25 protein-coding genes, 1 tRNA gene and 1 riboswitch are annotated in these 26,110 nt (G+C 64.2%); of the genes, 14 read left to right on the plus strand and 12 right to left on the minus strand.

Annotated elements, in window-relative coordinates; genetic code table 11:
• Positions 1 to 93 precede the first annotated feature (93 nt).
• From MUU54_RS02220 to MUU54_RS02240, 5 genes are all read left to right on the plus strand, one after another.
• Positions 94 to 170 (plus strand) — tRNA-Met (locus tag MUU54_RS02220).
• 150 nt (positions 171 to 320) lie between these two features.
• Positions 321 to 1,298, plus strand: coding sequence for a UDP-glucose 4-epimerase GalE (gene galE, locus MUU54_RS02225; RefSeq protein ID WP_247242418.1), 978 nt, complete (start codon positions 321 to 323; stop codon positions 1,296 to 1,298).
• 117 nt (positions 1,299 to 1,415) lie between these two features.
• Complete coding sequence (locus MUU54_RS02230) at positions 1,416 to 1,781, plus strand: response regulator (protein ID WP_247242419.1); 366 nt, start codon at positions 1,416 to 1,418, stop codon at positions 1,779 to 1,781.
• A 54-nt stretch (positions 1,782 to 1,835) separates the two neighbouring features.
• Entirely contained in the window at positions 1,836 to 2,228 is a 393-nt protein-coding gene (locus tag MUU54_RS02235) for a nuclear transport factor 2 family protein (RefSeq protein ID WP_247242420.1), read from the plus strand.
• A 118-nt stretch (positions 2,229 to 2,346) separates the two neighbouring features.
• Complete coding sequence (locus MUU54_RS02240) at positions 2,347 to 2,637, plus strand: hypothetical protein (protein WP_247242421.1); 291 nt, start codon at positions 2,347 to 2,349, stop codon at positions 2,635 to 2,637.
• Between the two features lie 31 nt (positions 2,638 to 2,668).
• On the opposite strand, the gene MUU54_RS02245 is transcribed toward MUU54_RS02240, so the two are convergent.
• Both MUU54_RS02245 and MUU54_RS02250 read right to left on the minus strand, forming a co-directional pair.
• Positions 2,669 to 3,013, minus strand: coding sequence for a hypothetical protein (locus tag MUU54_RS02245; RefSeq protein WP_247242422.1), 345 nt, complete (start codon positions 3,011 to 3,013; stop codon positions 2,669 to 2,671).
• Positions 3,006 to 3,158: a hypothetical protein gene (locus tag MUU54_RS02250; protein ID WP_247242423.1), complete on the minus strand. Its 153-nt coding sequence runs from the start codon at positions 3,156 to 3,158 to the stop codon at positions 3,006 to 3,008. Before MUU54_RS02250 ends, MUU54_RS02245 begins: the two co-directional genes overlap by 8 nt.
• A gap of 38 nt (positions 3,159 to 3,196) precedes the next feature.
• Between MUU54_RS02250 and MUU54_RS02255 the strand changes: the two genes are divergently transcribed.
• From MUU54_RS02255 to MUU54_RS02285, 7 genes are all read left to right on the plus strand, one after another.
• Positions 3,197 to 3,514, plus strand: a complete 318-nt coding sequence (locus MUU54_RS02255; protein WP_247242424.1) for a hypothetical protein — start codon at positions 3,197 to 3,199, stop codon at positions 3,512 to 3,514.
• 108 nt (positions 3,515 to 3,622) lie between these two features.
• Entirely contained in the window at positions 3,623 to 4,129 is a 507-nt protein-coding gene (locus MUU54_RS02260) for a DUF4142 domain-containing protein (protein WP_247242425.1), read from the plus strand.
• Positions 4,130 to 4,195: 66 nt separating this feature from the next.
• The gene (locus MUU54_RS02265) at positions 4,196 to 6,169 is read left to right on the plus strand and encodes a protein-L-isoaspartate(D-aspartate) O-methyltransferase (protein ID WP_247242426.1); all 1,974 of its coding nucleotides are present in this window, start codon (positions 4,196 to 4,198) and stop codon (positions 6,167 to 6,169) included.
• 66 nt (positions 6,170 to 6,235) lie between these two features.
• Positions 6,236 to 6,339, plus strand: a riboswitch (TPP riboswitch).
• Between the two features lie 139 nt (positions 6,340 to 6,478).
• Positions 6,479 to 7,258 (plus strand): ABC transporter permease, encoded by a 780-nt coding sequence (locus MUU54_RS02270; RefSeq protein ID WP_247242427.1) that lies wholly within the window; start codon positions 6,479 to 6,481, stop codon positions 7,256 to 7,258.
• The gene (locus tag MUU54_RS02275) at positions 7,255 to 8,202 is read left to right on the plus strand and encodes an ABC transporter substrate-binding protein (protein ID WP_247242428.1); all 948 of its coding nucleotides are present in this window, start codon (positions 7,255 to 7,257) and stop codon (positions 8,200 to 8,202) included. The genes MUU54_RS02270 and MUU54_RS02275 overlap by 4 nt, the downstream gene beginning before the upstream one ends.
• Before the next feature lie 104 nt (positions 8,203 to 8,306).
• Positions 8,307 to 10,067 (plus strand): TRAP transporter large permease, encoded by a 1,761-nt coding sequence (locus MUU54_RS02280; protein ID WP_247242429.1) that lies wholly within the window; start codon positions 8,307 to 8,309, stop codon positions 10,065 to 10,067.
• Positions 10,068 to 10,076: 9 nt separating this feature from the next.
• On the plus strand, positions 10,077 to 11,075 hold the full coding sequence (locus MUU54_RS02285; RefSeq protein WP_247242430.1) for a TRAP transporter substrate-binding protein: 999 nt from the start codon (positions 10,077 to 10,079) through the stop codon (positions 11,073 to 11,075).
• Positions 11,076 to 11,100: 25 nt separating this feature from the next.
• Here MUU54_RS02285 and MUU54_RS02290 read toward each other — a convergent pair whose 3' ends face one another.
• Positions 11,101 to 13,251, minus strand: a complete 2,151-nt coding sequence (locus tag MUU54_RS02290; protein WP_247242431.1) for a DUF294 nucleotidyltransferase-like domain-containing protein — start codon at positions 13,249 to 13,251, stop codon at positions 11,101 to 11,103.
• A gap of 196 nt (positions 13,252 to 13,447) precedes the next feature.
• Here MUU54_RS02290 and MUU54_RS02295 point away from each other — a divergent pair, with 196 nt between their 5' ends.
• Entirely contained in the window at positions 13,448 to 14,560 is a 1,113-nt protein-coding gene (locus MUU54_RS02295) for an NAD(P)/FAD-dependent oxidoreductase (protein WP_247242432.1), read from the plus strand.
• Here the strand turns inward: MUU54_RS02295 and scpA are convergent.
• From scpA to MUU54_RS02330, 7 genes are all read right to left on the minus strand, one after another.
• Positions 14,557 to 16,692 carry a methylmalonyl-CoA mutase gene (gene scpA / locus MUU54_RS02300; protein WP_247242433.1) on the minus strand — a complete coding sequence of 712 codons (2,136 nt, stop codon included), beginning with the start codon at positions 16,690 to 16,692 and terminating at the stop codon, positions 14,557 to 14,559. The genes MUU54_RS02295 and scpA overlap by 4 nt on opposite strands.
• A gap of 609 nt (positions 16,693 to 17,301) precedes the next feature.
• The gene (locus MUU54_RS02305) at positions 17,302 to 19,308 is read right to left on the minus strand and encodes an acetyl-CoA carboxylase biotin carboxylase subunit (protein ID WP_247242434.1); all 2,007 of its coding nucleotides are present in this window, start codon (positions 19,306 to 19,308) and stop codon (positions 17,302 to 17,304) included.
• Between the two features lie 2 nt (positions 19,309 to 19,310).
• Positions 19,311 to 19,688 carry a hypothetical protein gene (locus MUU54_RS02310; protein ID WP_247242435.1) on the minus strand — a complete coding sequence of 126 codons (378 nt, stop codon included), beginning with the start codon at positions 19,686 to 19,688 and terminating at the stop codon, positions 19,311 to 19,313.
• A gap of 24 nt (positions 19,689 to 19,712) precedes the next feature.
• Complete coding sequence (gene yghU, locus MUU54_RS02315) at positions 19,713 to 20,630, minus strand: glutathione-dependent disulfide-bond oxidoreductase (protein ID WP_247242436.1); 918 nt, start codon at positions 20,628 to 20,630, stop codon at positions 19,713 to 19,715.
• A 108-nt stretch (positions 20,631 to 20,738) separates the two neighbouring features.
• Entirely contained in the window at positions 20,739 to 21,023 is a 285-nt protein-coding gene (locus MUU54_RS02320) for a DUF2442 domain-containing protein (RefSeq protein ID WP_247242437.1), read from the minus strand.
• On the minus strand, positions 21,001 to 21,240 hold the full coding sequence (locus tag MUU54_RS02325) for a DUF4160 domain-containing protein (protein ID WP_247242438.1): 240 nt from the start codon (positions 21,238 to 21,240) through the stop codon (positions 21,001 to 21,003). The genes MUU54_RS02320 and MUU54_RS02325 overlap by 23 nt, the downstream gene beginning before the upstream one ends.
• 9 nt (positions 21,241 to 21,249) lie before the next feature.
• Positions 21,250 to 22,782, minus strand: coding sequence for an acyl-CoA carboxylase subunit beta (locus tag MUU54_RS02330; RefSeq protein ID WP_247242439.1), 1,533 nt, complete (start codon positions 22,780 to 22,782; stop codon positions 21,250 to 21,252).
• Positions 22,783 to 22,943: 161 nt separating this feature from the next.
• Between MUU54_RS02330 and MUU54_RS02335 the strand changes: the two genes are divergently transcribed.
• Positions 22,944 to 23,987 carry an NAD(P)-dependent alcohol dehydrogenase gene (locus MUU54_RS02335; protein ID WP_247242440.1) on the plus strand — a complete coding sequence of 348 codons (1,044 nt, stop codon included), beginning with the start codon at positions 22,944 to 22,946 and terminating at the stop codon, positions 23,985 to 23,987.
• 3 nt (positions 23,988 to 23,990) lie between these two features.
• On the opposite strand, the gene MUU54_RS02340 is transcribed toward MUU54_RS02335, so the two are convergent.
• Positions 23,991 to 24,686 carry a ParA family protein gene (locus MUU54_RS02340; protein WP_247242715.1) on the minus strand — a complete coding sequence of 232 codons (696 nt, stop codon included), beginning with the start codon at positions 24,684 to 24,686 and terminating at the stop codon, positions 23,991 to 23,993.
• 138 nt (positions 24,687 to 24,824) lie between these two features.
• Positions 24,825 to 26,108 (minus strand): TRAP transporter large permease, encoded by a 1,284-nt coding sequence (locus tag MUU54_RS02345; RefSeq protein WP_247242441.1) that lies wholly within the window; start codon positions 26,106 to 26,108, stop codon positions 24,825 to 24,827.
• Between the last annotated feature and the right edge of the window lie 2 nt (positions 26,109 to 26,110).

A 26,110-nucleotide genomic window follows, 5' to 3' on the forward strand; every position in this document is an offset into this window, starting at 1 on the left:
TCGCTGCCAGGTCTGCTAAAGGCAATCAAAACAATCTTCTCATAAACACGAAAACAAACTCCCTTCCGGGCAATAAGCCCGAAACAATGGTGACGCGGGGTGGAGCAGCCCGGTAGCTCGTCAGGCTCATAACCTGAAGGCCGCAGGTTCAAATCCTGCCCCCGCAACCAACGTCTCAACAGTCCCTCAAGCCCCCGCAGCGGGGCTTCTTGCGTTTCTGGGGCCGCAGTAACAGCTCGTCCGAACATCACCGAGCCTACTAGAAGTGTGGCCATGTTGTCTGCTAGCGGAGTGCAGCGGAAGCGATGAGAGAATCGGTCATGACGAAAAATGTGCTGGTTGTCGGCGGCGCGGGATATATCGGGTCGCACACCTGCCTGCTGCTTGCCGAGCGGGGCTACATGCCGGTGGTGTACGACAACCTTTCCAATGGCCACGCCGAATTCGTCCAATGGGGACCGCTCGAACAGGGCGACATCCGGGATCGCACCCGGTTGGATGAAGTCTTTGCCCGCTACCGGCCGGACGCCGTCCTGCATTTCGCCGCGCTGATCGAGGTCGGAGAATCGGTCAAGGACCCCGTCGCCTTCTATGAGAACAACGTCGTCGGCACCTTGACGTTGCTCTCTGCGGCCATGGCCGCAGGGGTGCAGGCCTTCGTCTTCTCCTCGACCTGCGCCACCTATGGTCTGCCGGATCAGGTGCCGATGGACGAGAGCCACAAGCAGGCGCCGATCAACCCTTACGGCCGCACCAAACTGATCGTCGAGCAGGCGCTGAAGGATTTCTCCGCCTATAAGGGCCTGCGTTCCGTCATGCTGCGCTATTTCAATGCCGCAGGTGCCGATTTCGAAGGCCGGATCGGCGAGTGGCATACGCCCGAAACCCACGCCATCCCGCTGGCGATCGAAGCGGCGCTCGGCCGCCGCCAGTCCTTCAAGATCTTCGGCAATGACTACGATACCCGCGACGGCACCTGCGTGCGGGATTATATCCACGTCCTCGATCTCGCCGATGCCCATGTGCGTGCCGTCGACTATCTGCTCGCCGGCGGTCAGACGCTCGAGCTCAATCTCGGCACCGGGACCGGCACGACGGTCCAGGAACTGGTCGACGCGATTGCGGCCGTGACCGGGCGCGCCTTTCCGGTCGAGCAGGCGGATCGCCGCCCAGGCGACTCGACCTCGCTGGTTGCCGATAACGAGAAGGCAAGGCAGGTGCTCGGCTGGCAGCCGGTGCATGACCTGGAATCGATTGTCCGCTCCGCCTGGCAGTGGCATTCGCGGACGAACCATTAGATCCGGAATGCCCTTAGGCCGAAACGATTGGAACTCACAAAAGCCGCTCCTGTTGGATGAATGAGACAAGGATGCGGCAGCGACGAGCTGCTGTCGCGCGACAGACAGGAGTCGACCATGCAGGAAAGGCCCCTCCACGGAAAAGCGGTTCTGATCGTCGAGGACGAATATCTCGTCGCCTCGATGATGATCGATTCGCTGGAGGACGCTGGGGCGAAGGTGGTGGGGCCCGTCTCCGACATCCATATGGCGGCAGATCTCCTCGGCAATCCAACGATCCGGATCGACCATGCCCTGCTCGACGTCAATCTCCGAGGCAAGGAGGTCTTTCCGCTCGCCGACTGCCTGGCGGAAAAGAAGATCCCGTTCGTGTTCGTCACCGGTTACGAATGCGACTTCATTCCGCAGCGGTTCCAGGGAGCCCCGTGTCTGACCAAGCCCTGCGAGCCGGAACAGGTGGTGGCCGTGCTTGCCCGTTCGTGACCGCATCCACGGCTGACGTCCCTTGTGGGCGTGGCGACAAAGAGGGGAAGATCAATGACTTTGACCGATCATCGGCATGTCCCGTCCACAGATCTGGCGGCACGTTCGACGCAGGAGGTGTTCGAGGATCACCTGAGGCTGCGCCTGCTTGGCGACCTGGAACAAGACCTTGCCCGCAACTACGCCGAGGACGTGGTCCTGCTGACCAGCAATTCCAATCTCGTCGGCCATGACGCGCTTCGCACGTCCTCGAGCCGGCTGCGCGAACAGCTCCCGGATGCGGAGTTTCAATTCCTGGCAAAACAGGTGCGCGGGCGCTTCGCACTCCTCAATTGGCGCTCCACTTCGGACCGCTATCAGGCGGTCGAAGGGGCCGACAGCTTCGTGATCGAGAACGGCAAGATTGTTCTTCAGACGATCCACTACAAGCTGTTGCCGGAAGCGTGAGTGCGCCGGTGTCGGAAAAGCGCCGGCGAATTTGGGGACGCCCGGAACACCTGCATCCTCTGACTGTTCGCGGATTCAAGAGTCGGCGGTGACGCCGCGCCAGCGAAAGGAATTCGTCATGAAGGTTACGGGTATGGATGTCATCGTGGAAGGTCGGGGCACGGGCGGCCACACGGTCGAGTATGTGCTGGAAGGTGGCATTGTCGTCTCGGTGTCCACGCCGAAAGGCACGCCGGAGATCAATCGCACCAACGCGGTCGCTCGGGCGAAGGCTCTTCTGCGGCAGATCGTCGAAGAGGACATTCTCCCGGAGGATATGCCTGACGGGGTCAATCAGGATGGCGAAGCATCCGTGATGGCGCAGTCGCCCAACTCGCCGCGGGATCGCGCCGGACTTCAGCGCGACTGAGCCCTCGGACCAGCGCGTTCTTTCTGGGGTCTTACCTCAAAGCGAGACCGATCAGCACAGCAAGGCCGATCAGCAATACTGCGATCAGCGGCAGGAGCGCCGGCAGGCTGGGCCTGCGCTTGTGAAGCTCGGGTGCGTGCCACCGCATGGCCGTATCGAAGTTGCGCGAGCGTTGCTGCGGCCCGGGCTGGCGTTGCGTTGCGCGTGCGGTTGCGACCTCTTCCGCCGAGAGGGGCGCACCGCCGGCCTCCGAATCCGTCTCCAGCGGCGAAGCGGCGGGATCGAAGCCGGGACGCTTGTCGCCGGTCAATCCACGCTGGATGTCGCCGCGGATTTGTGCTGCGTTCTGTGCCTTCTTTTTCGGCTTCTTAGTCATTGGCCCCTCCGGCTGGCGTCTCCACCGGGTCGGAGGGCGCCGACGTCACCCCGCCGAGATCATCGGAGCCGGGGACGATGAAAAACACCGCCACCAAGATGATGGCGAGAATGATCAATGCCCCAAGAGCAAGCTTCAGTCCCATCGGTTAACCTCTTCTGTTGCTAAGGAAAGTTTCAACTGGTGCCGCCGGGCGAAGTTCCAGATCGCGGCGCAGGCCTCAACGCATGCAACTTTACGGTGGCGCCGCTGTTCGACAGGGTAGCGCAACAATGGAAGGGACCCATGAGCAATCGCACGCAAGCCATCGTTCTCATCGCAGCCTTGATCATCGTCGTCGTCGTCGGTGCATTCTTTTTCTTCGTTCAGGATTACGCATCCACATCCACGGTGATTGTGGAAGAGCCCTATCTGCGCTCGGAGGACGCTCCCCCCAGTGCCGTCGATGATGCGACCAGTCATCCCGATCTGGTGGATGAATCCGAGGCGGTTAATGAGTGAGAAACCGCCGCAAATCGGGAACTTCCGCCAGGTCATCCGGTTTCACTGAAGGCGTGCCGCCGTCACTTGGCGTGCTCCGATTGTTTGTCAGCAACGAAAGGTGTTTGAATGTTGAGGTCCATCCCGACCATCACGATGCTCGCGCTGCTTCTCCTGCCGCTTGGGCTGACGCAGGCTCACGCACAGCTGGACGAGAAGAGGTTCTTTGCCGATCGACTGACCAGCCTGAGCAACTTCGTGTTGAAGTCGGCAGAGGTTGCCGCCGTGCGGGGCGAGGAGCAGTCGGTCAAGTCCTTCGCCGAGACGGTGACGAACGAGATGCGGCAGGGCTTTGGCGTGGAGTTGGTGGAAGCCATCGAGCAGGAAGGGTTGGATCCGTCTCCGGAACTTTCCCAGGAGTTCGCGAATAAGCTGCAGGCGCTGGATAACGCCCTTCAGAACCAGTTCGATAACGCCTATTTCTCCGCCCAGGTTCTGGCGCTGGAAAGCATGATCCAGCTTATGATGGACTACCGTGAAAATGGGCCGGAGGGTTCGCTGAAGACCTTCGCCACCAACCACATCGGCGGCATGCGGACCTTCTATATCCGCGCGCAGCAATTTTCCGTTCCCTGAGCAGCGATCGCGTCGCGCCTGAAACTTCCGGGCCTTGGCTCTGTTGGAGGTGGCGGAGGACGTGTCATGGCCGCAAGACCCGATTTCGAATATGCCCGTGACCGCATGATCCGCGGACAGATCATCCACCGCGGCCTCAACGACGCGGAGCTCGTGAAAGCCTTCCGCGCCGTTCCGCGAGAGGCTTTCGTCGAACCCGGCGTGGAGGAATTTGCTTACGAGGATGCGCCGCTTTCGATCGGCGAAGGCCAGACGATCTCCCAGCCCTTCATCGTTGCGCTCATGATCGACCGGGCGGAAATCGATCCCGGTGATGCCGTGCTCGATATCGGCACTGGCTCCGGTTATGCGGCCGCGGTCGTGGCGCAGATGGCCGAGCATATCTACACCGTCGAACGCCACGCCACGCTGGCGGAACAGGCCGAGCGCCGCTTCCGCCGGCTTGGCTACCGCAACATCCATGTCCGTGTCGGCGATGGCACGCAGGGGTGGCCGGAAGCGGCACCCTTCGATGCGATCCTGGTGGCGGCCGGTGGCCCGTCTGTCCCGCAGACGCTCAAGGAACAGCTTGAGATTGGTGGCCGCCTGATCATGCCGGTTGGTTCGGAAACCGACCAGCGGCTGATCCGGATCACCCGCACCGAGGCAGCGACCTTCGAAGAAGAGGATCTCGGCGGCGTGCGCTTCGTGCCGCTCATCGGGGCGGAGGGCTGGCAGGACCACCAGCCGGCCCGCACGTGCGAGCCAAGCCTGCCGCAGCAGATCGCGGCCGCGGCCGAACCGCTTCCCGACTTTGACGACCCAGCCTTCCGCGCGCTGTTCGACCGGTTTGCCGACGGGCGCGTGGTGCTGCTCGGCGAAGCAAGCCACGGGACTTCGGAGTTCTACCGCGCGCGGGCGGAGATCACCAAACGGCTGATCGCCGAGCACGGCTTCAACATCGTCGCAGTGGAAGCCGACTGGCCGGATGCCGCCGCACTCGATCGCTACGTGCGCCAAAGGCCGGGCCAGTCGCTGGAAACGCCATTCCAGAGGTTCCCGACCTGGATGTGGCGCAATCGAGAGGTCTGGGATCTCCTTGCCTGGATGCGGGAGCACAACGTCCGGACCGGTGAGCCGCAGAACGGTGCCGGCTTCTACGGCCTCGACATGTACAACATGAGCGGCTCGATCGCGGCCGTCATCGAATACCTGCAGGCCAATGATCCCGAGGCGGCGCAGGTGGCGAAGGAACGTTACGGGTGCCTCACCCCATGGCAGAACGAGCCCTCCACCTATGGCCGCGCCGCGCTCACCTCCGGCTACGGCAGATGCGAAAAGGCCGTCGTCGAGCAGTGTCGAGAGCTGCTGGAGCGTGGACTGAAGCGCGGCGAGCGGGAGGATCCGGATCTTCTGGACGCCGCCCAGAACGCGCGTCTCGTCGCCTCGGCCGAACGCTATTACCGCGTCATGTATTACGGCGGCGCGGAATCCTGGAATCTTCGTGACCGCCACATGTTCGAGACGCTGGAGCATCTGCTTGAGGCGCGGGGCTCGCAGGCCAAGGCGGTCGTCTGGGCCCATAATTCCCACATCGGCGACGCACGGCACACCGACATGGGTTCGGCGCGCGAGGAGATCAACATCGGCCAGCTCTGCCGCGAGCGCTTCGACAGTGACGCTGCCTTGATCGGCTTCGGCACCCACGAAGGCAAGGTGGCGGCAGCGACGGATTGGGACGGCGCGATGGAGATCAAGACGGTGCGCCCTTCGCTCGACGACAGCTACGAGCAGTTGATGCATCAGTCAGGAGCGGACCGCTTTCTTCTTGATTTCGCGGCCCACCCGGATCTTGCACGCCGGCTGCAGGAGCCGCGGCTGGAGCGCTTCATCGGTGTGGTCTACCGACCTGAGACCGAACGCGGGAGCCACTACATGTACGCCTCCCTGCCGAAGCAGTTTGATGCCCTCGTCTGGTTCGACCACACCAGCCCGGTTGAGGCATTGCCGTCGGACGAACGCCATCCGCAGGTCCCGGAAACGTTCCCATCGGGGCTCTGAAACGGCCAAGCTTTTCCCCAACCTGAAGAGGGCATTGACAAGACGCGCACCTTGGGCAACACATGATCGCATTCCGAGGGGAGCACCGTAACGGTGCTGAGATGGCGGTGAGCCGGACCCTTGAACCTGATCCGGGTCATGCCGGCGTAGGAACGGAAACGGCCACTTTCGGCGCCAATTCTCTTCTCCGCTTTTGCCTGGATCTCCGTGATGTAACCGTCGGGAGATCGATCAATGCCATCGAACCATAGAAGCCGCGACCGCAGGCCTTCGCTTAGAAACTGGCCGCAGACGCGGTAGGGTCGGACGATGTCCCTCCCGCACATGCTGCCGGGTCTGGCAGGCCTGGTCGCGCTCTGGCAGGCGATCGTCTGGCTGGTCGCGCCGCCCCGCTACATCCTGCCCTCGCCGCTGCAGGTGACGGAAGCGCTGCTACGCCAATGGCATTTCCTGCTGCAGAACGGGCTGATCACACTCGCGGAGGTTCTTCTCGGCCTCCTCTGCGGCGGGCTTCTGGGTTTTTCCGTCGCCTTTCTCATCGCGGCCCTGCCACGGCTTGGCCGGCTGCTTTGGCCCATGGTGCTGATCCTCCAGGCGCTGCCGGTCTTCGTGCTCGCCCCCATCCTGGTCCTCTGGTTCGGCTTTGGCATGGCCTCCAAGGCGGTAATGGCGACAATCATCATCTTCTTTCCCGTCGCCTCCGCCTTCGCCGATGGCTTGCGCCGTACCGATGCCGCAATCCTCGATGCCGTTGCCCTGACCAAGGCAAGCCATTGGCAGACGCTGCGGCTCATCCGCCTGCCGCTGGCCCTGCCGTCTCTCGTTTCCGGCCTGCGTGTTGCCGCGCCGCTGGCGCCGATCGGCGCCGTCGTCGGCGAATGGGTTGGCGCGTCTGCCGGCCTCGGCTTCGTCATGGTGCAGTCCAACGCCCGCATGCAGACCGATACTGTGTTCGCTGCCATGGCGCTGCTCGCGGCCATGACCCTCCTCCTGCGCACCGCCGTCGACCGTCTCACCACGCATCTGACGCCCTGGGCGCCGGAAATAACTTCAAAGCCTCTTCAAATCGTTAGCCGGAGAATAAAATGACGAAACGACGCCTCTTGCCGCTGCTCGGTGCGCTTGCGCTGCTGGTGGCCCCCGCCCCCTCCCATGCAGCCGACAAGCTGACCGTCATGCTCGAATGGTTCGTTAACCCGGATCACGCGCCGATGGTGATCGCCAAGGAGCGCGGCCTGTTCGAACAGCAGGGTCTAGATGTGGAGCTCGTGCCGCCGGCCGATCCCTCGGCCGTGCCGCGCCTCGTGTCGGCAAAGCAGGCCGATATCGGCGTGCATTACCAGCCCAACCTCTATCTCGATCACGCGGCTGGGCTGCCGCTGGTGCGCTTCGGCACGTTGGTCGAAACGCCGCTCAATACGGTCACGGTGCTGGCCGATGGCCCGATCAAGTCGCTTGCCGACCTCAAGAGCAAGAAGATCGGCTTCTCGGTCTCCGGGTTCGAGGATGCGATGCTGAAGCGGATCCTTTCCAATGAGGGGGTGTCGATCGATGACGTCGAGCTCGTCAACGTCAACTTCGCACTCACCTCCTCACTGCTCGGCGGCCAGGTAGACGCGACCGTCGGTGGCTTCCGCAACTTCGAACTCACCCAGATCCGCCTCGAGGGCGGCAAGGCTAAGGCCTTCTTTCCCGAGGAGCACGGCGTCCCGGTTTACGACGAGCTGATCTTCGTCGCCCACAAGGACATGGCCTCGGACGACCGGCTGCCGCGCTTCATTGCGGCGGTCGAGGATGCCACCGTCTTCCTCACCAACCATCCGGATGAGGCCTGGCAGCTCTTCATCAAGGCCTATCCAAGCCTTGACGACGAGCTGAACCGGCAGGCCTTCACCGACACGCTGCCGCGCTTTGCCAAGCGCCCCGCAGCGCTCGACCGCGGCCGCTACGAACGCTTCGGCGCTTTCATGGCGGAAAGCGGTCTCATCGGGAAGGCACCCGCCGTCGACGAGATCGCCGTGGAAGTCCGGTGACAGCGAGCGATAGCCGAAGGCGGTCCGGCCTCGCGGAAGATCGGCGCGGGGCGGAGCAGCGGAACGCTCCGTCCGATGCTTGCTGGCGCGATGTAAGCCGAAAAATGGCAGCAGCCATCGAAGCCGCTCTGTCGACCTTCGCAGCCACCGTTCTGGCAGCGCTGCTGGCGCTGGTGCTCGGCTCCGTCACTCTCCGTTACCTGTTCTCCACCGGCCTGGTCGGGGCGGAGGTGGCGGGCCTGTGGCTCTTCCTGCTGCTGGTCGCCCTTGGCATGCCGCTCGCTGCCTCCGGTCCGCTCTCGATGCGGCTCGACATCCTGGTAAAGCTCCTGCCGCAGCGGCTCCGGCTGCTCGCCGGCGTTGCCGCAGATAGCGTCACCGTGCTGGCTGCACTGACCCTTCTACTGGGTGGAATCGATGCCGCCGGATTGATGGGTTCCACCTCCGTGGTGCTGGGTCTGCCCGACTGGCTCCGCCCGGCGGCCCTCGCTGCCGGCGGCGCGTTGCTCATGGCGCTGCTTCTCCTGCGCCGTGTTGCGGAAGGCTGTGGCTTGCCCGTCCTGCTCTCCGTCCTGGTTGGGGCCGGCGTCTATGCCTTGCCCGTCGACTATGCGGCCAGTTGGCCGCCGAGCCTCGTCGCATTGATGCTTGCAGGGATCGGTCTGCTGTTTGGCGCACCGCTGGCGCACTGCCTGCTCGCGGCCGCGGCGCTGGCCGTCCCCTTCGGCAGCGCTTTGCTCTTGCCGGCGTTGGTCACGAATGCGGCGAGCGGCCTGTCGCGCTTCCTGCTGCTTGCCATCCCCTTCTTCCTGCTCGCCGGCGGCCTGCTGACGATTTCCGGCGCGGCCGAGCGCCTGGTGCGGCTGGCGGCAAGCCTTGTCGGCCACCGACGCGCGGGCCTTGCCCAGACGACGCTCTTGACGAGCCTGCTCTTTTCCGGGGCCTCCGGCTCCTCGGTCGCCAATGCCGCCTTCGGCGCCGGCACCTTCTATCCGCAGCTGGTCAGGAACGGCTATCCGCCCGCTCAGGCGGGCGCGGTGATTGCCGCAACTTCTGTTCTGGACAACGTGATACCGCCTTCGATCGCCTTCCTGTTGCTCGCTGCCGCGACCGACCTTTCGGTCGGCGCGCTCCTTCTCGGCGGTGCCTATGCCGGACTTGTCATGGCCGCCTGCCTTGCGGTGGCGATTCACCTCGTTCATCGCCGCACGGACCCCATGCCCCGTGTGACGGGCCAAGAGCGACGAAGCGCACTTCTGGCAGCGCTGCCGGCGCTGGGTCTTGTCTTGGTGGTCGTGGGTGGCATCCGCATCGGCCTCGTGACGCCGACGGAAGCCGCGGCACTCGCAGCAGGCTACGCATTGCTCCTGGCCGTCGCCCACAGATCCGGTCGAGCAAGCCTCTGGAGCACCTTCCGCCAATCGGCAATCGAGGCCGCCGCCATCGGCCTTCTCATCGGGGCTGCCGCTCCGATGACTTTCCTGCTGGCGGTGGACGACGTGGCCGGCATGGTAACCGGCTTCGTCACCAGCCTCGGCGGACAGGCGGTCGTTGTGCTGCTGCTCTGCAACCTCGTCCTGCTCACTACCGGCCTGGTGCTCGATATCGGCGCCGCCATCCTGCTTCTCGCGCCGATCCTGCTTCCCGCCGCTGTGGCTGCCGGCATCGATCCGATCGCCTTCGGCGTCATCCTCGTCGTCAACCTGATGATTGGCGGCGTGACGCCGCCGGTCGGCATTCTGATCTTTGTCGTGAGCGGCCTCACCGGTGTTGAGGCCCCGAAACTTTTCCGGGCGGTCACGCCCTATCTCGCCGCGCTCCTCGTGGCGCTCCTTCTCCTCTGCCTTGCCGCACTCGTTCTCTGAGAGGTTTCCATGGTTTCCATCAGCCGCCGCGCTCTCGTCTCGGCCGCCGCCCTTGCTCCCGCCCTAGCTGCTCCCGTATTCCTGCGCCCTGCCAGCGCCCGCGCCACCGCACTCACGGTCGCGTCCCTGCTGGGTGAGGACAAGCCGGAGACGAAGGTCTGGCGCCGGATCGGAGCTCGCCTCGAGCAGCGGCTGCCCGGCCGCTTTCGTTTCCGCATCGTCACCAATGGCGCGCTAGGTGGCGAAAAGGACGTGGCCGACGGCGCCCGCCTTGGCTCCATCCAGGCCAGCCTCTCGACCGTTTCGACGCTGTCTGCCTGGGTGCCGGAACTGCAGCTGCTCGACCTGCCCTTTCTCTTTCGCGATGCTGACCACCTGCGCCGTGTCGTCTCCGGCCCGATTGGCCATGGTCTGAAACAGCGGCTGGCGGAGAACGGCTTCGTCGTTCCCGACTTCATAGACTATGGCGCCCGCCATCTCCTGGCGAAGGAAGCTGTCACCCGTCCGGACCAATTGCAGGGCAAGACGATGCGCGTCATCCAGAGTCCGCTGCACACGAAATTGTGGAGCGCCTTTGGCGCCGTCCCGGTCGGCATTCCGATCACCGAGACCTACAACGCGCTGGCGACCGGGGTGGCCGATGCCATGGACCTCACCGCATCCGCCTATGCCGGCTTCAAGCTTTACGAGGTCCTCCCCTATCTGACGAAGACGGCCCATATCCGCTCCTCCGGGGTGATCTTCTTTGCCGAAAGCTTCTGGAACAGTCTGACGGAGGAAGAGAGAGCGATTGTCACCGAGGTCTCCGCCGAAGCGGCCCTGTATTTCAACACGCTGATGCGGCAGGACGAGGCGGCATCCCTGGAACTTGCCCAGGCAAATGGCGGAACGGTGCTCGAGCCGGAAGCGCTCGGCGCGTGGCAGGAGGGTGCGCGCACCGTCTGGATGGCTTTCCAAGAGGTCGTTGGCGGACCGCAGGTGATCGAGACGGTGCGAGATACCGCCTGATGCCTGCCGGACATTCTCCGGAGCATCACGAACCCCTCGCGAGGTTGCGGATGAGGTGGATGTGCTGCAGCGCCTCGCGCAGGTGCTCGCGGTCCTGGCGGCTGACGGTGTTGAGGTCGACTCGATTGCTGGGTTGCACACCGGCTTCGATGTCGGCGATCTGCTGGTTCAGGATCAGGCGCATCAGGAAGGCGTGGATGTCGGCGAGCAGGTCGGCCTGCTCCACCGAAACACCGCCGGCCGCTGCCGCCTCGCGGATCCGCTGCGCAGTGGGGAGTGCCGAGACGCCATGATGGAGTGCCGCCGCCCGCGCACCGGTGACGATCGGCAGCATTGCCGCCTTCAGGTCCGTGCGCCCGGAGCCATCCTTGCGGATGCGCCCGAAGAGGCCGAGTGCGGCATTGCGGGCGCCGGTCCCTTCCGCCATCGAAGCCGCCAAGCGTGGGGAGCCGTGGGCGATGGCCGTCGCCTCCGTCCGCAGCGTTTCGGCAAGCCTCGCCCCGGTCTTGGAAGAGACATGGGCGGGTGCAAAATCGAAGAAGACGTTGACGTCCGGCAGCGTCTCGGCGCGCGGCCGATCCGCCCAGTCTTGCACCGTCTCCAGCCATTCCGACAGGCGGCGGCGCCAGAGCCGGTTCTTCGCCATGATCCCGTTTGCGCAATAGGGCACGCCGGCTCGGTCGAGGATCTCGTTGATGCGGGTGGAGAAGCGCACGAACCAGTCATCTGGCGCATCGAGGTCGCCGCGGTAGTCATCGGCAATCACCAGCGCGTTGTCCTGGTCGGGGGCCAGCAGGCTTTCGCCGCGCCCGGCCGAACCCAGAACCAGAAGGGCGTAATCTGCCGGCGGTCCGCCGGCGCCGGCAACAAGGAGTTCAGCCTCAGCGATCTCGGCGGCCCGCGCTGCCATGGCCCGCCGTTCGGCGGCAACCACCGCCGCCACGGCGCGCGCATCAAGCCCGTCGCTCAAAAGTCTCGCAGCAAGCGAAGGAAGTTCGGCCATTACCCGTGCCAACTCGCGCGGCCGGCCGGCGGTGGCGATCTCGTCGCCGATGGTCAGCATTGCGAAGGCGCGCTCGCGCAGCAGCCGGCGCAGCGTGAAGATGCCGACAAGCTCGCCTGCCGGCCCCGTGACGCCGAGGTAGCGGAGGTTGCGGCGTGCCATCAGCCCGAGGGCGCGATACAGGAAGGTGCTCGCCGGTGCGGCAATGACGGGAACCGTCGTCAGCGTACCAGCGGCCACGGTGCTCGCCTCTGGACCTCTTTCGGCAAGTGCCCGCAGGATGTCCCGCTCGGTCAGGATGCCCGGTTCGTCGTCGCCTCGCTCGACAATGACGCAGCCGATGCCGCGCTCCGCCATCAGCCGTGCCGCTTCCTGCAGCGGCGTATCGACGTCCACCGTGATCGGCGGACCACTCATGACGTCTTCCAGCCGCTGGCGATACAGGAAGCTGTCGATCGCGCGCCGGCTGCCGATCTCGATCGCCGTCGGTACGAATTCCGCCTTGCCCGACGACCGCTCGAACCAGCCGACCTGTTGCTGCTGTGCGATCAATGTCGTTGCGGAGCGGCCGAGATTTTCCGCCTCGCCCAGTGTCCGGACGCCCTTTTCGAGGAGCCGAGGCTGCATGGCAGCATAGACGGCCGCCGTGGCGCGGGCGTCACCAAGGGCCGTATGACGCCCCGCAATCGCCACGCCATAGGTCAGCGCCAGGTTATCCAGCGATGGGCTGATGAGGCCCGGCGTGATCGCCACCGACATCAGCGCAATATCGAGCCAGCGCGGGTCCTTCCACGGCACGCCATGACGGCGGGCCTCGTTGCGCAGCATGGAAAGGTCGAAGTTGATCGAGTGCCCGACAACCACCGCGCCGCCGACAAAGTCGCGAAGCGATGCGGCAACTTCAGCAAAATTCGGCTGGCCGGCGACATCGGCATCGGAAAGCCCGTGCACGCGGCTGGAGGCGGGCGGAATGGAGACGCCGGGATTGACGATGACGTCCAAGACCTGGGTCTCCAGGATGTCAGCCCCGTGCATGCGCACGGCGCCGATCTGGATGATGCGATCGTTGCGGACGTCGAGCCCCGTGGTCTCGGTATCGAGGACGACGACATCCAGCGCAATCAGGGGCGCACTTGCACCTGCCGCCGCATCACCGGACGTTCGTGGCTTCACGCCAATGCCTCCATCCCCGCTTTCCGGCTTCTTCATAGGCCGAAGCGGATCGTGTCTTGTCGGCAGACAAGACCGGATCGAAGGGCGGAGCAAGTAGACTTAAGACGCAGTCGTCCGTCCTCTCACCTTCCATACCTTTGTCTCCCTCCCAGCTTCCGCTATCAGTGACCGTCAGTATAGCAGCCGGGAGATCGACGTGGAGGATGTGGATTGCGTGGTGGTCGGTGCTGGCGTGGTCGGTCTGGCGATCGCGCGGGCCCTGGCCCTTCCGGGTCGTGAGGTTCTGATCCTTGAAGCCGAAGGCGCCATCGGTACCGGCACGTCCTCGCGCAATAGCGAGGTGATTCATGCCGGAATCTATTATCCGGCAGGCAGCCTGATGGCGAAGCTTTGCGTCACCGGCAAGCAGCAGCTCTACCGCTATTGCACCGAGCGCGGCCTGCCGCACCGAAACTGCGGCAAGCTGATCGTGGCGACCTCGCCGCAAGAGCTCGAGGTTCTGCCGGCGATTGCGGCCAGGGCTGCAGCGAACGGCGTGGGTGATCTGCGGCAGATCTCTGCCGACGAGGCGCTTAACTTGGAGCCCGCGCTTTCTGCCACGGGAGCGCTGCTTTCGCCCTCGACCGGTATCATCGACAGCCATGCGCTGATGACCTCGCTCCTGGGCGACGCGGAAAGCGCCGGTGCGCTGGTCGCCTTCAGGTCTCCGATACTGGCCGGGCGGGTGACGGAGGCCGGGATCGAGATCGAGGTCGGCGGCGAGGCGCCGATGAGGCTTCGAGCGAGGACGCTGGTGAATGCCGCCGGTCATGGTGCGCCTGCGCTGGCCCGGTCGCTTGCCGGAATGCCGCAGGATCAGGTCCCGCAAGCCTATTTCGCCAAGGGCAGCTATTTCTCCATGACCGGCAGGACGCCCTTCTCGCGGCTGATCTACCCGGTGCCGGTCAAGGGCGGCCTTGGCATCCACCTGACGCTCGACCTTGCGGGGCAGGCGCGGTTCGGGCCGGATGTCGAATGGGTCGACGGGCTCGACTACGAGGTCGACCCGGCGCGGGCGGAGAGCTTCTACCGTGGCATTCGCCGCTATTACCCGGGGCTCCCGGACGGCTCGCTCATCCCCGCCTATTCCGGTATCCGGCCGAAGATCGTGCCGCCGGAGATCGCTTCTCAAGATTTTGTCATCCAGGGGCTTGAGACGCATGGGGTGCCGGGGCTGATCAACCTTTTCGGGATCGAGTCCCCCGGCCTCACCGCCTGCCTTGCGATCGGAGACCACGTGCGCGACCTCGCGACCATAAGCGGACGCTAGATGTTGCGGCGCTTGCCCTCCAAGAGGTCGAGCACCTTGTTGGCGGCGTCCAGCACATTGGTGCCGGGACCGAAGACGGCGGCGACGCCATGCTCCAGAAGATAGTCATAGTCCTGCCGCGGCACGACGCCGCCGACGACGACGATGACGTTCTCGGCACCCTTTGCCTTCAGCGCCTCGACCAGTTGCGGGGCAAGCGTCCGGTGGCCGGCGGCAAGCGACGACATGCCGACCACCTGTACCTTCTCCGCAACCGCGAGATCGGCGGCTTCCTCGGGGGTCTGGAACAGCGGCCCAGCCAATACCTGGAAGCCGATGTCGCCAAAGGCGGAGGCGATCACCTTGGCGCCGCGGTCGTGACCGTCCTGACCGAGCTTGGCGACCATGATCTTCGGCTTTCCGGCGGAATTCGCATAGCCGGCTAAACGGGAGACGATCGTCCTGTACTCGGGATCATCCTCGTAGGCTGCGCCGTAGATGTCGCCGACCACTTCCGGCACAGCCGAATGATCGCCGAACACCTGGCGCATGGCGTCCGAGATCTCTCCGACCGTGGCGCGGGCGCGTGCCGCCTCGACGGCCGCGGCCAGCAGATTGCCCTCTCCCGACCGCGCGACCTCCGACAGCGCCGCAAGCGTCTCTTCGACGCGCTTTGGATCGCGCTGGCGGCGGACGGCCTCGAGGCGCTTGATCTGCGCCGCACGGACGGCTGAGTTGTCGATCGCCAGGATGTCGATCTCTTCCTCGTTCTCCAGCCGGTACTTGTTGACGCCGACGATGACCTCCTCGCCGCGATCTACGCGGGCCTGACGCTTTGTGGCTGCCTCCTCGATCAGCCGCTTCGGCAGGCCCTCCGCCACGGCCTTGGTCATGCCGCCGAGCTTTTCCACCTCCTCGATCAGCGCCCAGGCCTTTTCCGCCAGCTCGTTGGTGAGGCTTTCGATGTAATAGGAGCCCGCCAGCGGATCGACGACCTTGGTGACGCCGGTCTCGTGGGCGAGGATCAGCTGGGTATTTCTGGCGATGCGGGCGGAGAAGTCGGTCGGCAGCGCCATCGCCTCGTCAAGTGCGTTGGTGTGCAGCGACTGCGTGCCACCGAGGACCGCGGACAGTGCCTCATAGGCGGTGCGGATGACGTTGTTGTAGGGATCCTGCTCCTGCAGCGAGACGCCGGAGGTCTGGCAATGTGTACGCAGCATCAGCGAGCCCGGCTTCTGCGGCTTGAACTCTTCCACGATCGACGACCAGAGGAGGCGCGCGGCGCGCAGTTTGGCGATCTCCATGAAGAAGTTCATGCCGATCGCGAAGAAGAACGAGAGCCGCCCGGCGAAATCGTCGACGTTGAGGCCCTTGGCGAGGGCGGCCCGGACATATTCGCGGCCGTCGGCAAGGGTGAAGGCAAGCTCCTGAACCAGCGTCGCACCGGCTTCCTGCATATGGTAGCCGGAGATCGAGATCGAGTTGAAGCGCGGCATTTCCCTTGCCGTGAATTCGATGATGTCCGCAACGATCCGCATGGAGGGCTCCGGCGGGTAGATATAGGTGTTGCGGACCATGAACTCCTTGAGGATGTCGTTCTGGATCGTGCCGGAGAGTTCGGCGCGCGAGCAGCCCTGTTCCTCGCCGGCGACGATGAAGGAGGCGAGGATTGGGATCACCGCGCCATTCATCGTCATGGAGACGGACATCTCCTTCAGCGGAATACCGTCGAAGAGGATCTTCACGTCCTCGACGGAATCGATCGCGACACCCGCCTTGCCGACATCGCCCTCCACGCGCGGATGATCGCTGTCGTAGCCGCGGTGGGTGGCAAGATCGAAGGCAACGGACAGGCCCTTCTGACCGGCGGCAAGGTTGCGGCGGTAGAAGGCGTTGGACGCTTCCGCAGTGGAGAAGCCGGCATATTGGCGGATCGTCCAAGGGCGGCCGGCATACATGGTGGCCCGCGGGCCGCGCACGAAGGGCTTGAAGCCCGGCAGGCTGCCGAGGTGGTTCACCCCTTCCAGATCCTGCGCCGTGTAGAGCGGCTTGACGTCGATGTCTTCCGGGGTTTCCCAGATCAGCGTCTTCGCCGACGCCTTCAGCTCCTTTTCCGCCAGCTCTTCCCAATCCTTCAGGGTCTTCTCGGACATCGGATCTCCCTCATACGCCGGTATTCACGCGCGGAGATCTCCGCCGTGGCTTAAAGCTAGTGTTCGGACGGGGCGCTGAAAGCTGCCTCGTAAACTAATTTTATGTGGCACCTCTCAGCGCCCCGTTCGGCGGTTTGTGCCCGCGACTCCGGTCTCTCTGCCTAGGTCTTCGAGGCGGTGCTCGTCTGGCCTTCCGGAGCACGGGCGGACCAAGTTACCGCCAACACCCCGGCGCCTTCGCCGAACGCTCGTCGTGACGACGGACACATCGTCCGGCGACACCATCCTCGTCGACCCCCATGTGTGCCGCACAGGCACGCCCGGCGCGCTGTTCGGGCATCAGAAGCAGGTGGCCGGTCCGAAACCCTCCCGCTTCCCCCGTGTCGCCGGAGGGAGACCATTTTCCGCGGACCCCGATGATGAGGACTTACGTCGTTTCCTCACCACCAGCGCCGGCCCCGCCTCGCCAGGACGCCTCCTGGTGTATCCGAGAGCGGAACATCTCAAGTCTGCACCACAGTCTGAGCCCGGGGACGATCTGCACCTTGATATTTCTCAAGCCGCTGATTTCGTTGAACCCGCACCGGGAACTCTTCCCCGTTTTCGAAGCTATTCGAACTCCATGATCAGTTCGTCGACGGCAAGGCTCTGGCCGGCACTGGCGGCGATACGCTTGACCACCGCCTTGCGCTCCGCCTTCAGGACGTTCTCCATCTTCATCGCCTCGACGCTGGCGAGCGTCTGGCCGGCCTCGACCATGTCGCCCTCCTTCACCGCCACCGAGGTGATGACCCCTGGCATGGGGCAGAGCAGCATCCGCGACGTATCCGGCGGCAGCTTCACCGGCATCAGGCGGGCAAGCTTGGCGACGCGCGGGCTGCGCACCCGGGCCGTCACGTCGATGCCGCGCCAGCGTAGCCGGATCGCGGAACCCTTCAGATCCACCTTCACGCCCATCGCCTCCCCGTCGATGGCGAAGCGGGCATGGGTCTGGCCGGGCAGCCACTCGGTCGTGACCGACAGCGGCGACGCGTCGGTGAAGCGCACGACCGAAGCCTCGCCGCCGGGCTCGATGCTGCCCGCAAGCTCGGTGCCGGAAAGCGCGACCACCCAATCGCGGCCGACGCTGCGGCGATGGTTGCCGATCGTGCCGGAGATTTGTGCCGCCCGCTCCTGCAGCGTCTGGTTGATCACCATGGCGATGGCCGCGAGCCGGTGGAGCGCGTCTTCATCTGGGGCGACGCCGGAAAAGCCGTCCGGAAACTCTTCGGCGATGAAGGCGGTGGTGATCTTGCCCGAGCGGAAGCGCGGATGCCGCATCACGGCCGACAGGAAGGGCAGGTTGTGGCCGATGCCCTCCATCTCGAAGTCGTCGAGCGCGGCCCCCATGGCATCGATCGCGCTCGTGCGGTCCGGCGCCCAGGTGCAGAGCTTGGCGATCATCGGGTCGTAGTACATGGAGATCTCGCCGCCCTCGAAGACGCCGGTATCATTGCGCACGATCGTGTCGTCGCCGCGTTTGCCTTCTTCCGGCGGCCGGTAGCGGGTGAGCCGACCGATCGAGGGCAGGAAGTTTCGATAGGGATCTTCCGCATAGAGCCGGCTTTCGATCGCCCAGCCCTCGAGCTTCACGTCCCCTTGGCCGAAGGAAAGCTTTTCACCGGCGGCGATGCGGATCATCTGTTCGACGAGGTCGATGCCAGTGATCAGCTCGGTCACCGGATGCTCCACCTGCAGGCGGGTGTTCATCTCCAGGAAGTAGAAGTTGCGCTGACCGTCGACGATGAACTCCACCGTACCGGCGGAGTGGTAGCCGACGGCTTTCGCCAGTGCGACCGCCTGCTCGCCCATGGCGCGGCGTGTCGCTTCGTCGAGGAAAGGCGAGGGCGCCTCCTCGATGACCTTCTGGTTGCGGCGCTGGATCGAGCACTCTCGCTCCCCGAGGTAAAGAACGGCGCCGTGCTTGTCGCCGAGCACCTGGATCTCGATGTGGCGCGGCTCGGTGACGAATTTCTCGATGAAGATGCGGTCGTCGCCGAAGGAGCTCTTGGCTTCGTTCTTCGATGACTGGAACCCCTCGCGCGCTTCTGAGTCGTTCCAGGCAATGCGCATGCCCTTCCCGCCGCCGCCGGCGGACGCCTTGATCATCACCGGATAGCCGATCGAGGCGGAGATGCGCACGGCCTCCTCGGCATCCGCGATCAGGCCCATGTGGCCCGGAACGGTCGAGACGCCGGCTTCTGCCGCGAGCTTCTTGGAGGTGATCTTGTCGCCCATCGCCTGGATCGCGTTGACCGGCGGACCGATGAAGGTGACGCCCTCCTTTTCCAGCGCTTCGGCGAAGGCGGGATTTTCCGACAGGAAGCCATAGCCGGGATGCACCGCATCGGCACCCGTCCTACGGATGGCATCGAGGATCTTGTCGATGACGATATAGGACTGCGAGGAGGGGGCGGGGCCGATATGCACCGCCTCGTCGGCTTCGCGAACATGCATGGCATTGGCATCGGCATCCGAATAGACGGCAACGGTGGCGATGCCCATCTTGCGCGCCGTGCGGATGACGCGGCAGGCGATTTCGCCGCGATTGGCGATGAGGATCTTCTTGATGGCCACCGTCACACCTCGAACTCGTCTTCGAAGGATTCCGGGAAGTTCTGCCGTGCGACCTTCTCGTTGATCACCAGCAGCGCTTCGTAAGAGGTCGGGTCGAAGTCTTTCTCCGCAGCCACCACTTCCCGGCCGAAGAGCAGGTTGAGGCGGGCCGCGTCGAGATTTCCGCGTTCGAAGGGCTGGTCACCGAAATGCTGCCAGAGCGCATAGAGGAATGCGGCGTCGATGCGGTGTTCCTTGGTTCCGGGGCGGCCGCGGCGGGGCAGCGCCTTGATCGGCGTCACCCCCTTCGGATTGGCGCGGCGGATGGTAAACTGGATGCCGGTGCCCGGCATGCCGCCGGGAAACCCGCGGTGCTTTGTCATGTCGGGCAGATTTGCCATCCCGTTCTCCTTGGTCTGCTGCGCTTACGTGTTGCCGCCGAACTTGTCCTGCGTCTTCGTGTCGAAGTCCGAGGCGTCGTGGCGCTCATGCAGCTGGCTCGAGGGTTCCCCGGAGGTGCGGTTGACCATGGAACCCCGCTGGACGGCGCGCCGTTCGCCCACCTGCTTCGTCCAGCGCTGGACGTGTTCGTATTCATCGACGGACAGGAAGTCGCCGGCGTCGTTATAGGCGTCCTTCAACGCCAGGCGGCCATACCACGGCCAGATCGCCATGTCGGCGATCGTGTAGTCCTTGCCGGCCATGAACTCGTTCTCGGCCAGGTGTCGGTTCAGCACGTCCATCTGGCGCTTCACCTCCATGGCATAGCGGTTGATGGCATATTCGATCTTCATCGGCGCATAGGCATAGAAATGCCCGAAGCCGCCGCCGAGGAAGGGGGCCGAGCCCATCTGCCAGAACAGCCAGTTCATGGCCTCCGTGCGTGCGCGGACATCGGTCGGCAGGAAGGCGCCGAACTTTTCGGCCAGGTAGACGAGGATCGAACCGGATTCGAAGATCCTGAGCGGCTTGCCACCGTCCTTCGGCTTGTGGTCCATCAGCGCCGGGATCTTGGAGTTCGGATTGACCTCGACGAAGCCCGAGCCGAACTGGTCGCCATCGCCGATCTTGATCAGCCATGCATCGTATTCGGCCTCCGAATGGCCGGCGGCGAGCAGCTCCTCCAGCATGATGGTGACCTTCACGCCATTCGGCGTGCCGAGCGAGTAAAGCTGCAGCGGGTGCTTGCCGACCGGCAGCTCCTTGTCGTGCGTGGGGCCTGCGATCGGTCGGTTGATGCTGGCAAACGCGCCGCCATTGCCGGGCTCCCAGGTCCAGACCTTGGGCGGAACATAGCCGGCGGGGAGGTTCTTTTCGGGCGGAAACTTTTCGGTATCGGTCATGAAAATCTGTCCTTCTGATCGGGGGCGTCAGCGGGTGACGGGGAGGATATAGGAAGGTCGGTTGCGACGCGCTGCGGTCTGAATCGCTTTTGATGAGTCGGTTCAAGATTATTCAGCAGCCTCCGCCGGCGGCTTGGCGCCGGGAGCTGCGCCGCCGATGATGAGTGCCTTGGCACTGATGTACTCGTCGATCTCCTCCCATCCGACGGCATCGCCGAACGGCAGGATCTCCCACTTCCGTCGCTGCTCTGGTGTCGCGGCGGATAGCCTTGGATACCACCAGAGCGGTGCCTCGATTGTCCGCCCATCTGCCATCTTGAACCGGAGGGAAGCCTGGCTCACCTCGACATCCGCGATCAGCAACTGCTTCTCATCGATGTCCAAAGTAGTCATTCCAAGCCTCCAGAAACTTTTGCCGGTTCTCGGCAACAACCCTCAGGATATCATTGACCTCATGCTGAGCGAAACCGGTGCTGCGTGCGACGGAAAGGTCCGCGAGCCACACCTTCAACTGCTTGGCATCCTTCAACACATGGACGTAGGGCGGTTCGCCAATCTCCATCGAGTAGAACAGGAAGCGATGGCCGCGCCATCGGAGGATAACCGGCATTGTCGCCCTCTACAGCGGGATGGTGTCATGCTTCTTCCAGTGCGTCGTGACCTGCTTGTTCCTGAGTGATGCAAAGGCGCGGGCGATGCGGCGGCGGGACGAATGCGGCATGATCACCTCGTCGATGAAGCCACGTTCTGCGGCCACGAAAGGATTGGCAAAACGCTCCTCGTATTCCGCCGTCCGCGCACCGATCTTTTCCGCGTCGCCGAGTTCCGAGCGGTAGAGGATTTCGGTGGCGCCCTTGGCACCCATCACCGCGATTTCGGCGGTCGGCCATGCATAGTTGATGTCGGCGCCGATGTGCTTCGAGGCCATCACGTCATAGGCGCCGCCATAGGCCTTGCGGGTGATCAGCGTCACCATCGGCACGGTGGCTTCGGAGTAGGCGAAGAGCAGCTTGGCACCGTGCTTGATGACGCCGCCATATTCCTGGGCGGTGCCGGGCAGGAAACCCGGCACGTCGACGAGCGTCAGGATCGGGATCGAGAAGGCGTCGCAGAAGCGCACGAAGCGGGCAGCCTTGCGGGAGGAATCGATGTCGAGGCAGCCGGCGAGCACCATCGGCTGGTTGGCGACCACGCCGACCGTCTGGCCTTCAAGCCGGATGAAGCCGGTGACGATGTTCTTGGCGAAAGCCTCCTGGATCTCGAAGAAGGCGCCCTCGTCGGCGATGGCGGTGATCAGCTCCTTCATGTCGTAGGGGGTGGCGGCACTCTCTGGGATCAGGCTGTCGAGGCGCATCTCCAACCGCGAGGGATCGTCGTGGAAGGGGCGCACCGGCGGCTTGTCGCGATTGTTGAGCGGCAGGAAGTCGAACAGCTGGCGCACGGCTTCCAGCGCCTCGATGTCGTTTTCGAAGGCGGCGTCGGCGACGGAGGATTTCTTCGTGTGGGTGGTGGCGCCGCCGAGCTCTTCGGCGGTGACGATCTCGTTGGTCACCGTCTTCACCACGTCCGGACCGGTGACGAACATGTAGGAGGAGTCGCGCACCATGAAGATGAAGTCGGTCATTGCCGGCGAATAGACCGCTCCGCCGGCGCAGGGACCCATGATGACGGAGATCTGCGGGATGACGCCGGAAGCCTCGGCATTGCGGCGGAAGACCTCCGCATAGCCAGCCAACGACGCAACACCTTCCTGAATGCGCGCGCCGCCGGAATCGTTGAGCCCGATCACCGGCGCGCCGACGCGCACCGCCATATCCATGATCTTGCAGATCTTCTGCGCGTGGGTTTCCGAGAGCGAACCGCCGAGCACGGTGAAATCCTGCGAGAAGACATAGACCTGGCGGCCGTTGATCGTGCCCCAGCCGGTCACGACGCCGTCGCCGGCGATCTTCTGCTCGGCCATGCCGAAATCGACGGCGCGGTGGGTGACAAACATGTCGAACTCCTCGAAGGAGTTCTCGTCGAGCAACACGTCGATCCGCTCGCGTGCGGTCAGCTTGCCCTTGCCGTGCTGGGCCGCGATGCGCTTTTCCCCGCCGCCGAGACGCGCCTCCGCCCGACGTCTTTCCAACTCCTGCAGCACTGCGCGCATGCGTCCTCCCAGATGTCTTTCGCCTTTGTAGCGGCTTGTGTCGCCGGCGCAAACTCTCGACCGCCGGAGTATGTTTATTTGTCGCCGCTTGGCATCCTCGACCTTGGTATCGCCCTCACGAGCCGCTAATTGAGGAAGCGCAAGAACAAGGAGTGTGACGCATGCAGGCACTGGTGCTGGAGGAAAAGGGCAGGCTTGCCCTGAGGGAGATCGACCTGCCGCTCGAGGTAGGCCCCGGGGACGTGAAGATCGCCATCCACACCGTCGGCGTCTGCGGCAGCGACGTGCACTACTACACCCACGGCAGGATCGGCCCTTTCGTGCTGCGCGAGCCCATGGTGCTCGGTCACGAAGCGGCGGGCGCGGTGGTCGAGGTCGGGGCGGATGTGAGACACCTGAAGGTAGGCGACCGTGTCTGCATGGAGCCGGGCGTGCCGAATATGTCGTCGCGCGCAACCAAGCTCGGCCTCTACAACGTCGATCCGGACGTCCGCTTCTGGGCAACCCCGCCGATCCATGGCGTGCTGGCGCCCTATGCCGTGCATCCGGCGGCCTTCACCTACAAGCTGCCGGACAATGTTTCCTTCGCGGAAGGAGCGATGGTGGAGCCGTTTGCGATCGGCATGCAGGCCGCGACACGGGCGCGGATCCAGCCGGGCGACGTGGCGGCGGTGATCGGTTGCGGGCCGATCGGGATCATGGTGGCGCTCGCGGCATTGGCCGGCGGCTCAGCGCGCGTCTTCATCTCCGACCTCAGCGCCGAAAAGCTTGCGATCGCTGGGCGCTATCCAGGCATTATCCCGGTCAACATCACCGAGCAGCCGTTGGCCGAGGTGATCGCCGAGGAAACCGGCGGCTGGGGTGTCGACGTGGTGTTTGAGGCAAGCGGCAGTCCGCGTGCCTTCGAAGGCCTCTTCGACCTCGTGCGTCCGGGCGGGGCGGCAGTCCTCGTCGGCTTGCCGGTCGAGAAGGTGGCGTTCGACGTTGCGGGCGCGATCTCCAAGGAGGTGCGGATCGAGACAGTCTTCCGCTACGCCAATATCTTCGACCGCGCGCTGGAACTGATCGCCTCGGGCAAGGTCGACCTGAAGCCGCTGATCACCGGCACCTTTGATTTCGCCCAATCGATCGAAGCCTTCGAGCGCGCCGCGAAGGGCAGCCCCTCCGACGTCAAGCTGCAGATCCGCCTGTCTGACGACGCCTAAGGTTCAGGCGGCGCGGCGGCGACGTGAGGCTGCACGCTTGACCGGCACCCGACGGACCATTTCCTCGGCGAAGAGGCGGGCGTTTTCGCGCGCCTTGTCAAGATTGCTAACCTGCGTCTCGTCCATCGTGTGCAGCGATCCTCCGCAGTCAAAGACGTCGCGGAAGGCGGCACGCTCGACGATCGGGATGTTGAGGACATCGACGTTGCGCTGCGCCAGGAGACCCTTGACCGCGAGCAGGGCCCGCGTGGTCACCATCGGGTTGACGCGGGTCAGGACGACTGAGTGGGGCACCCGGATATTGGCCCGCCGCTCCAGGTATTGCAGGAGCTCCAGCACGTTGGCACCCCCCTGCGCGTCCATGGCGCAGCCCTGGATCGGGATCAGCACGTGGTCGGAAAGCCCAATCGCGGTCGCGAGCAGGGAGGTGCGTGCACCCGGCAGGTCGACGATAAAGTAATCGGTCGTGGGTCGCGCATCGGCAATGTTGCGTTCGATGGTGGAGGCGTTGACGTAGGGGACGACGGTGAGACGGTCGCTGACCGCAGACAGCTTGTGCCAGCGGGTAATCCACTGTTGCGGATCGGCGTCCAGGACTGTGACGCGAAACCCCTGCTGCACCAGTTCGGTTGCAAGCAGCAGCACGGCGGTCGTCTTGCCGGCGCCGCCCTTGGTATTGGCAAAGGTAATGACTGGCATCTTCGTCCCCAGAAGCGCGTCCTGAAGCCTCATGCTCCTGTCCACGCACCCTCATGATGCCGTCGGAGCGAAGTCTTTCCAGAACATGGTTAACCAAACACTAACGGCTGACTGCCGAAGTTAACCCCTCTGCAACTGCTAGCGATTGAACAGCAGGTTCGGGACGAAGAGCACTACCTGCGGAACGAAGACGAGCAGGAGCGTCACCAAGGCGACCGCTATCAGGAGAGGGAGGGATTCACGCGTGTAATCGCCGATCTTGACCTTGAGGATCGAGCACACTGCATACATTGCGGCGCCGACGGGTGGTGTGAAATTTCCGATGGTGGCGGCAACGACGAAGACGACGCCGAAATGCACCGGATCGCCGCCGAGGTTGCGGATCAGAGGCAGGAAGATCGGGGTCAGCATGATGATCAGCACCGTCGCATCGATGAAGAAGCCGCAGGCGACGATGAACAGCACGATAAGCGTCAGCACGCCGTAGAAGTTGTCGGTGATCGAGAGAATGGCGCCGGAGATCAGTTCCGGCACCCGTTCGAGCACGATGCCGTAGCTGAAGATCGCCGACAGCGCGATCAGGAACATAACGGCGCCGACATCGGACAGGCTGCCTTCAAGAGCTTCGCGAAACGATGCCGCCTTGAGCTTCCGATAAGCGATGACGCCGATCAAGACTGCATAGATCACGGCGAAGGCGCCGATCTCCGAGGGTGTGAAGATGCCGAAGCGGAGCCCGGCAAGCAGGATGATGGGAAACAGGATGGCCCAGATGCCGCCGCGCAAGGCGGCCGCCACTTCGCGAGCCGACGCACGCTCGCGCCGCTGCGCCGGATAGTTACGCTTGTTGGCGACGAGGGAGACGGTGAAGGCAAGTGCTGCCCAGAGCAGGAAGGCGGGCACGAACCCTGCAGCAAACAGCCGACCGATCGAGACCTGGCCGATGGTGCCGTAGATGATGAAGCCAAGCCCCGGCGGGATGATCGGCGTCAGGATAGCGCCGAACGACAGGACGCCGGCGGTAAATCCCTTCGACATGCCGCGGTTGATCATCTCGTTGCCGAGCATGCGGCTCTGCATCGCGGCATCGGCGATGGCCGAGCCCGAGACGCCGCCCATCAGGCCGGAAAGCGCGAGCGACATCTGCGCCAGCCCGCCTTTCATGCGCCCGGCAATCACGGAGGCGAGGTCGAGCAGCCGCTCGGTGATACCCGATGCATTCATCAGGTTACCGGCCATGATGAAGAGCGGGATGGCCAGAAGGGCGAAATTCTGCGTCGTCGAGATCGTCTGCTGCAGCGGGATGGTGATTGGAAGTTCCGGATGCTGCAGGAAGAAGACGATGCCGGATATGCCGATGGCAAACGCGACCGGCATTCCGATCAGCATCAGCACGATGAAGGCGATGGTGACGAGAAGCATGA

Source organism: Pseudorhizobium tarimense, assembly GCF_022968135.1.
GTDB lineage: Bacteria > Pseudomonadota > Alphaproteobacteria > Rhizobiales > Rhizobiaceae > Neorhizobium > Neorhizobium tarimense.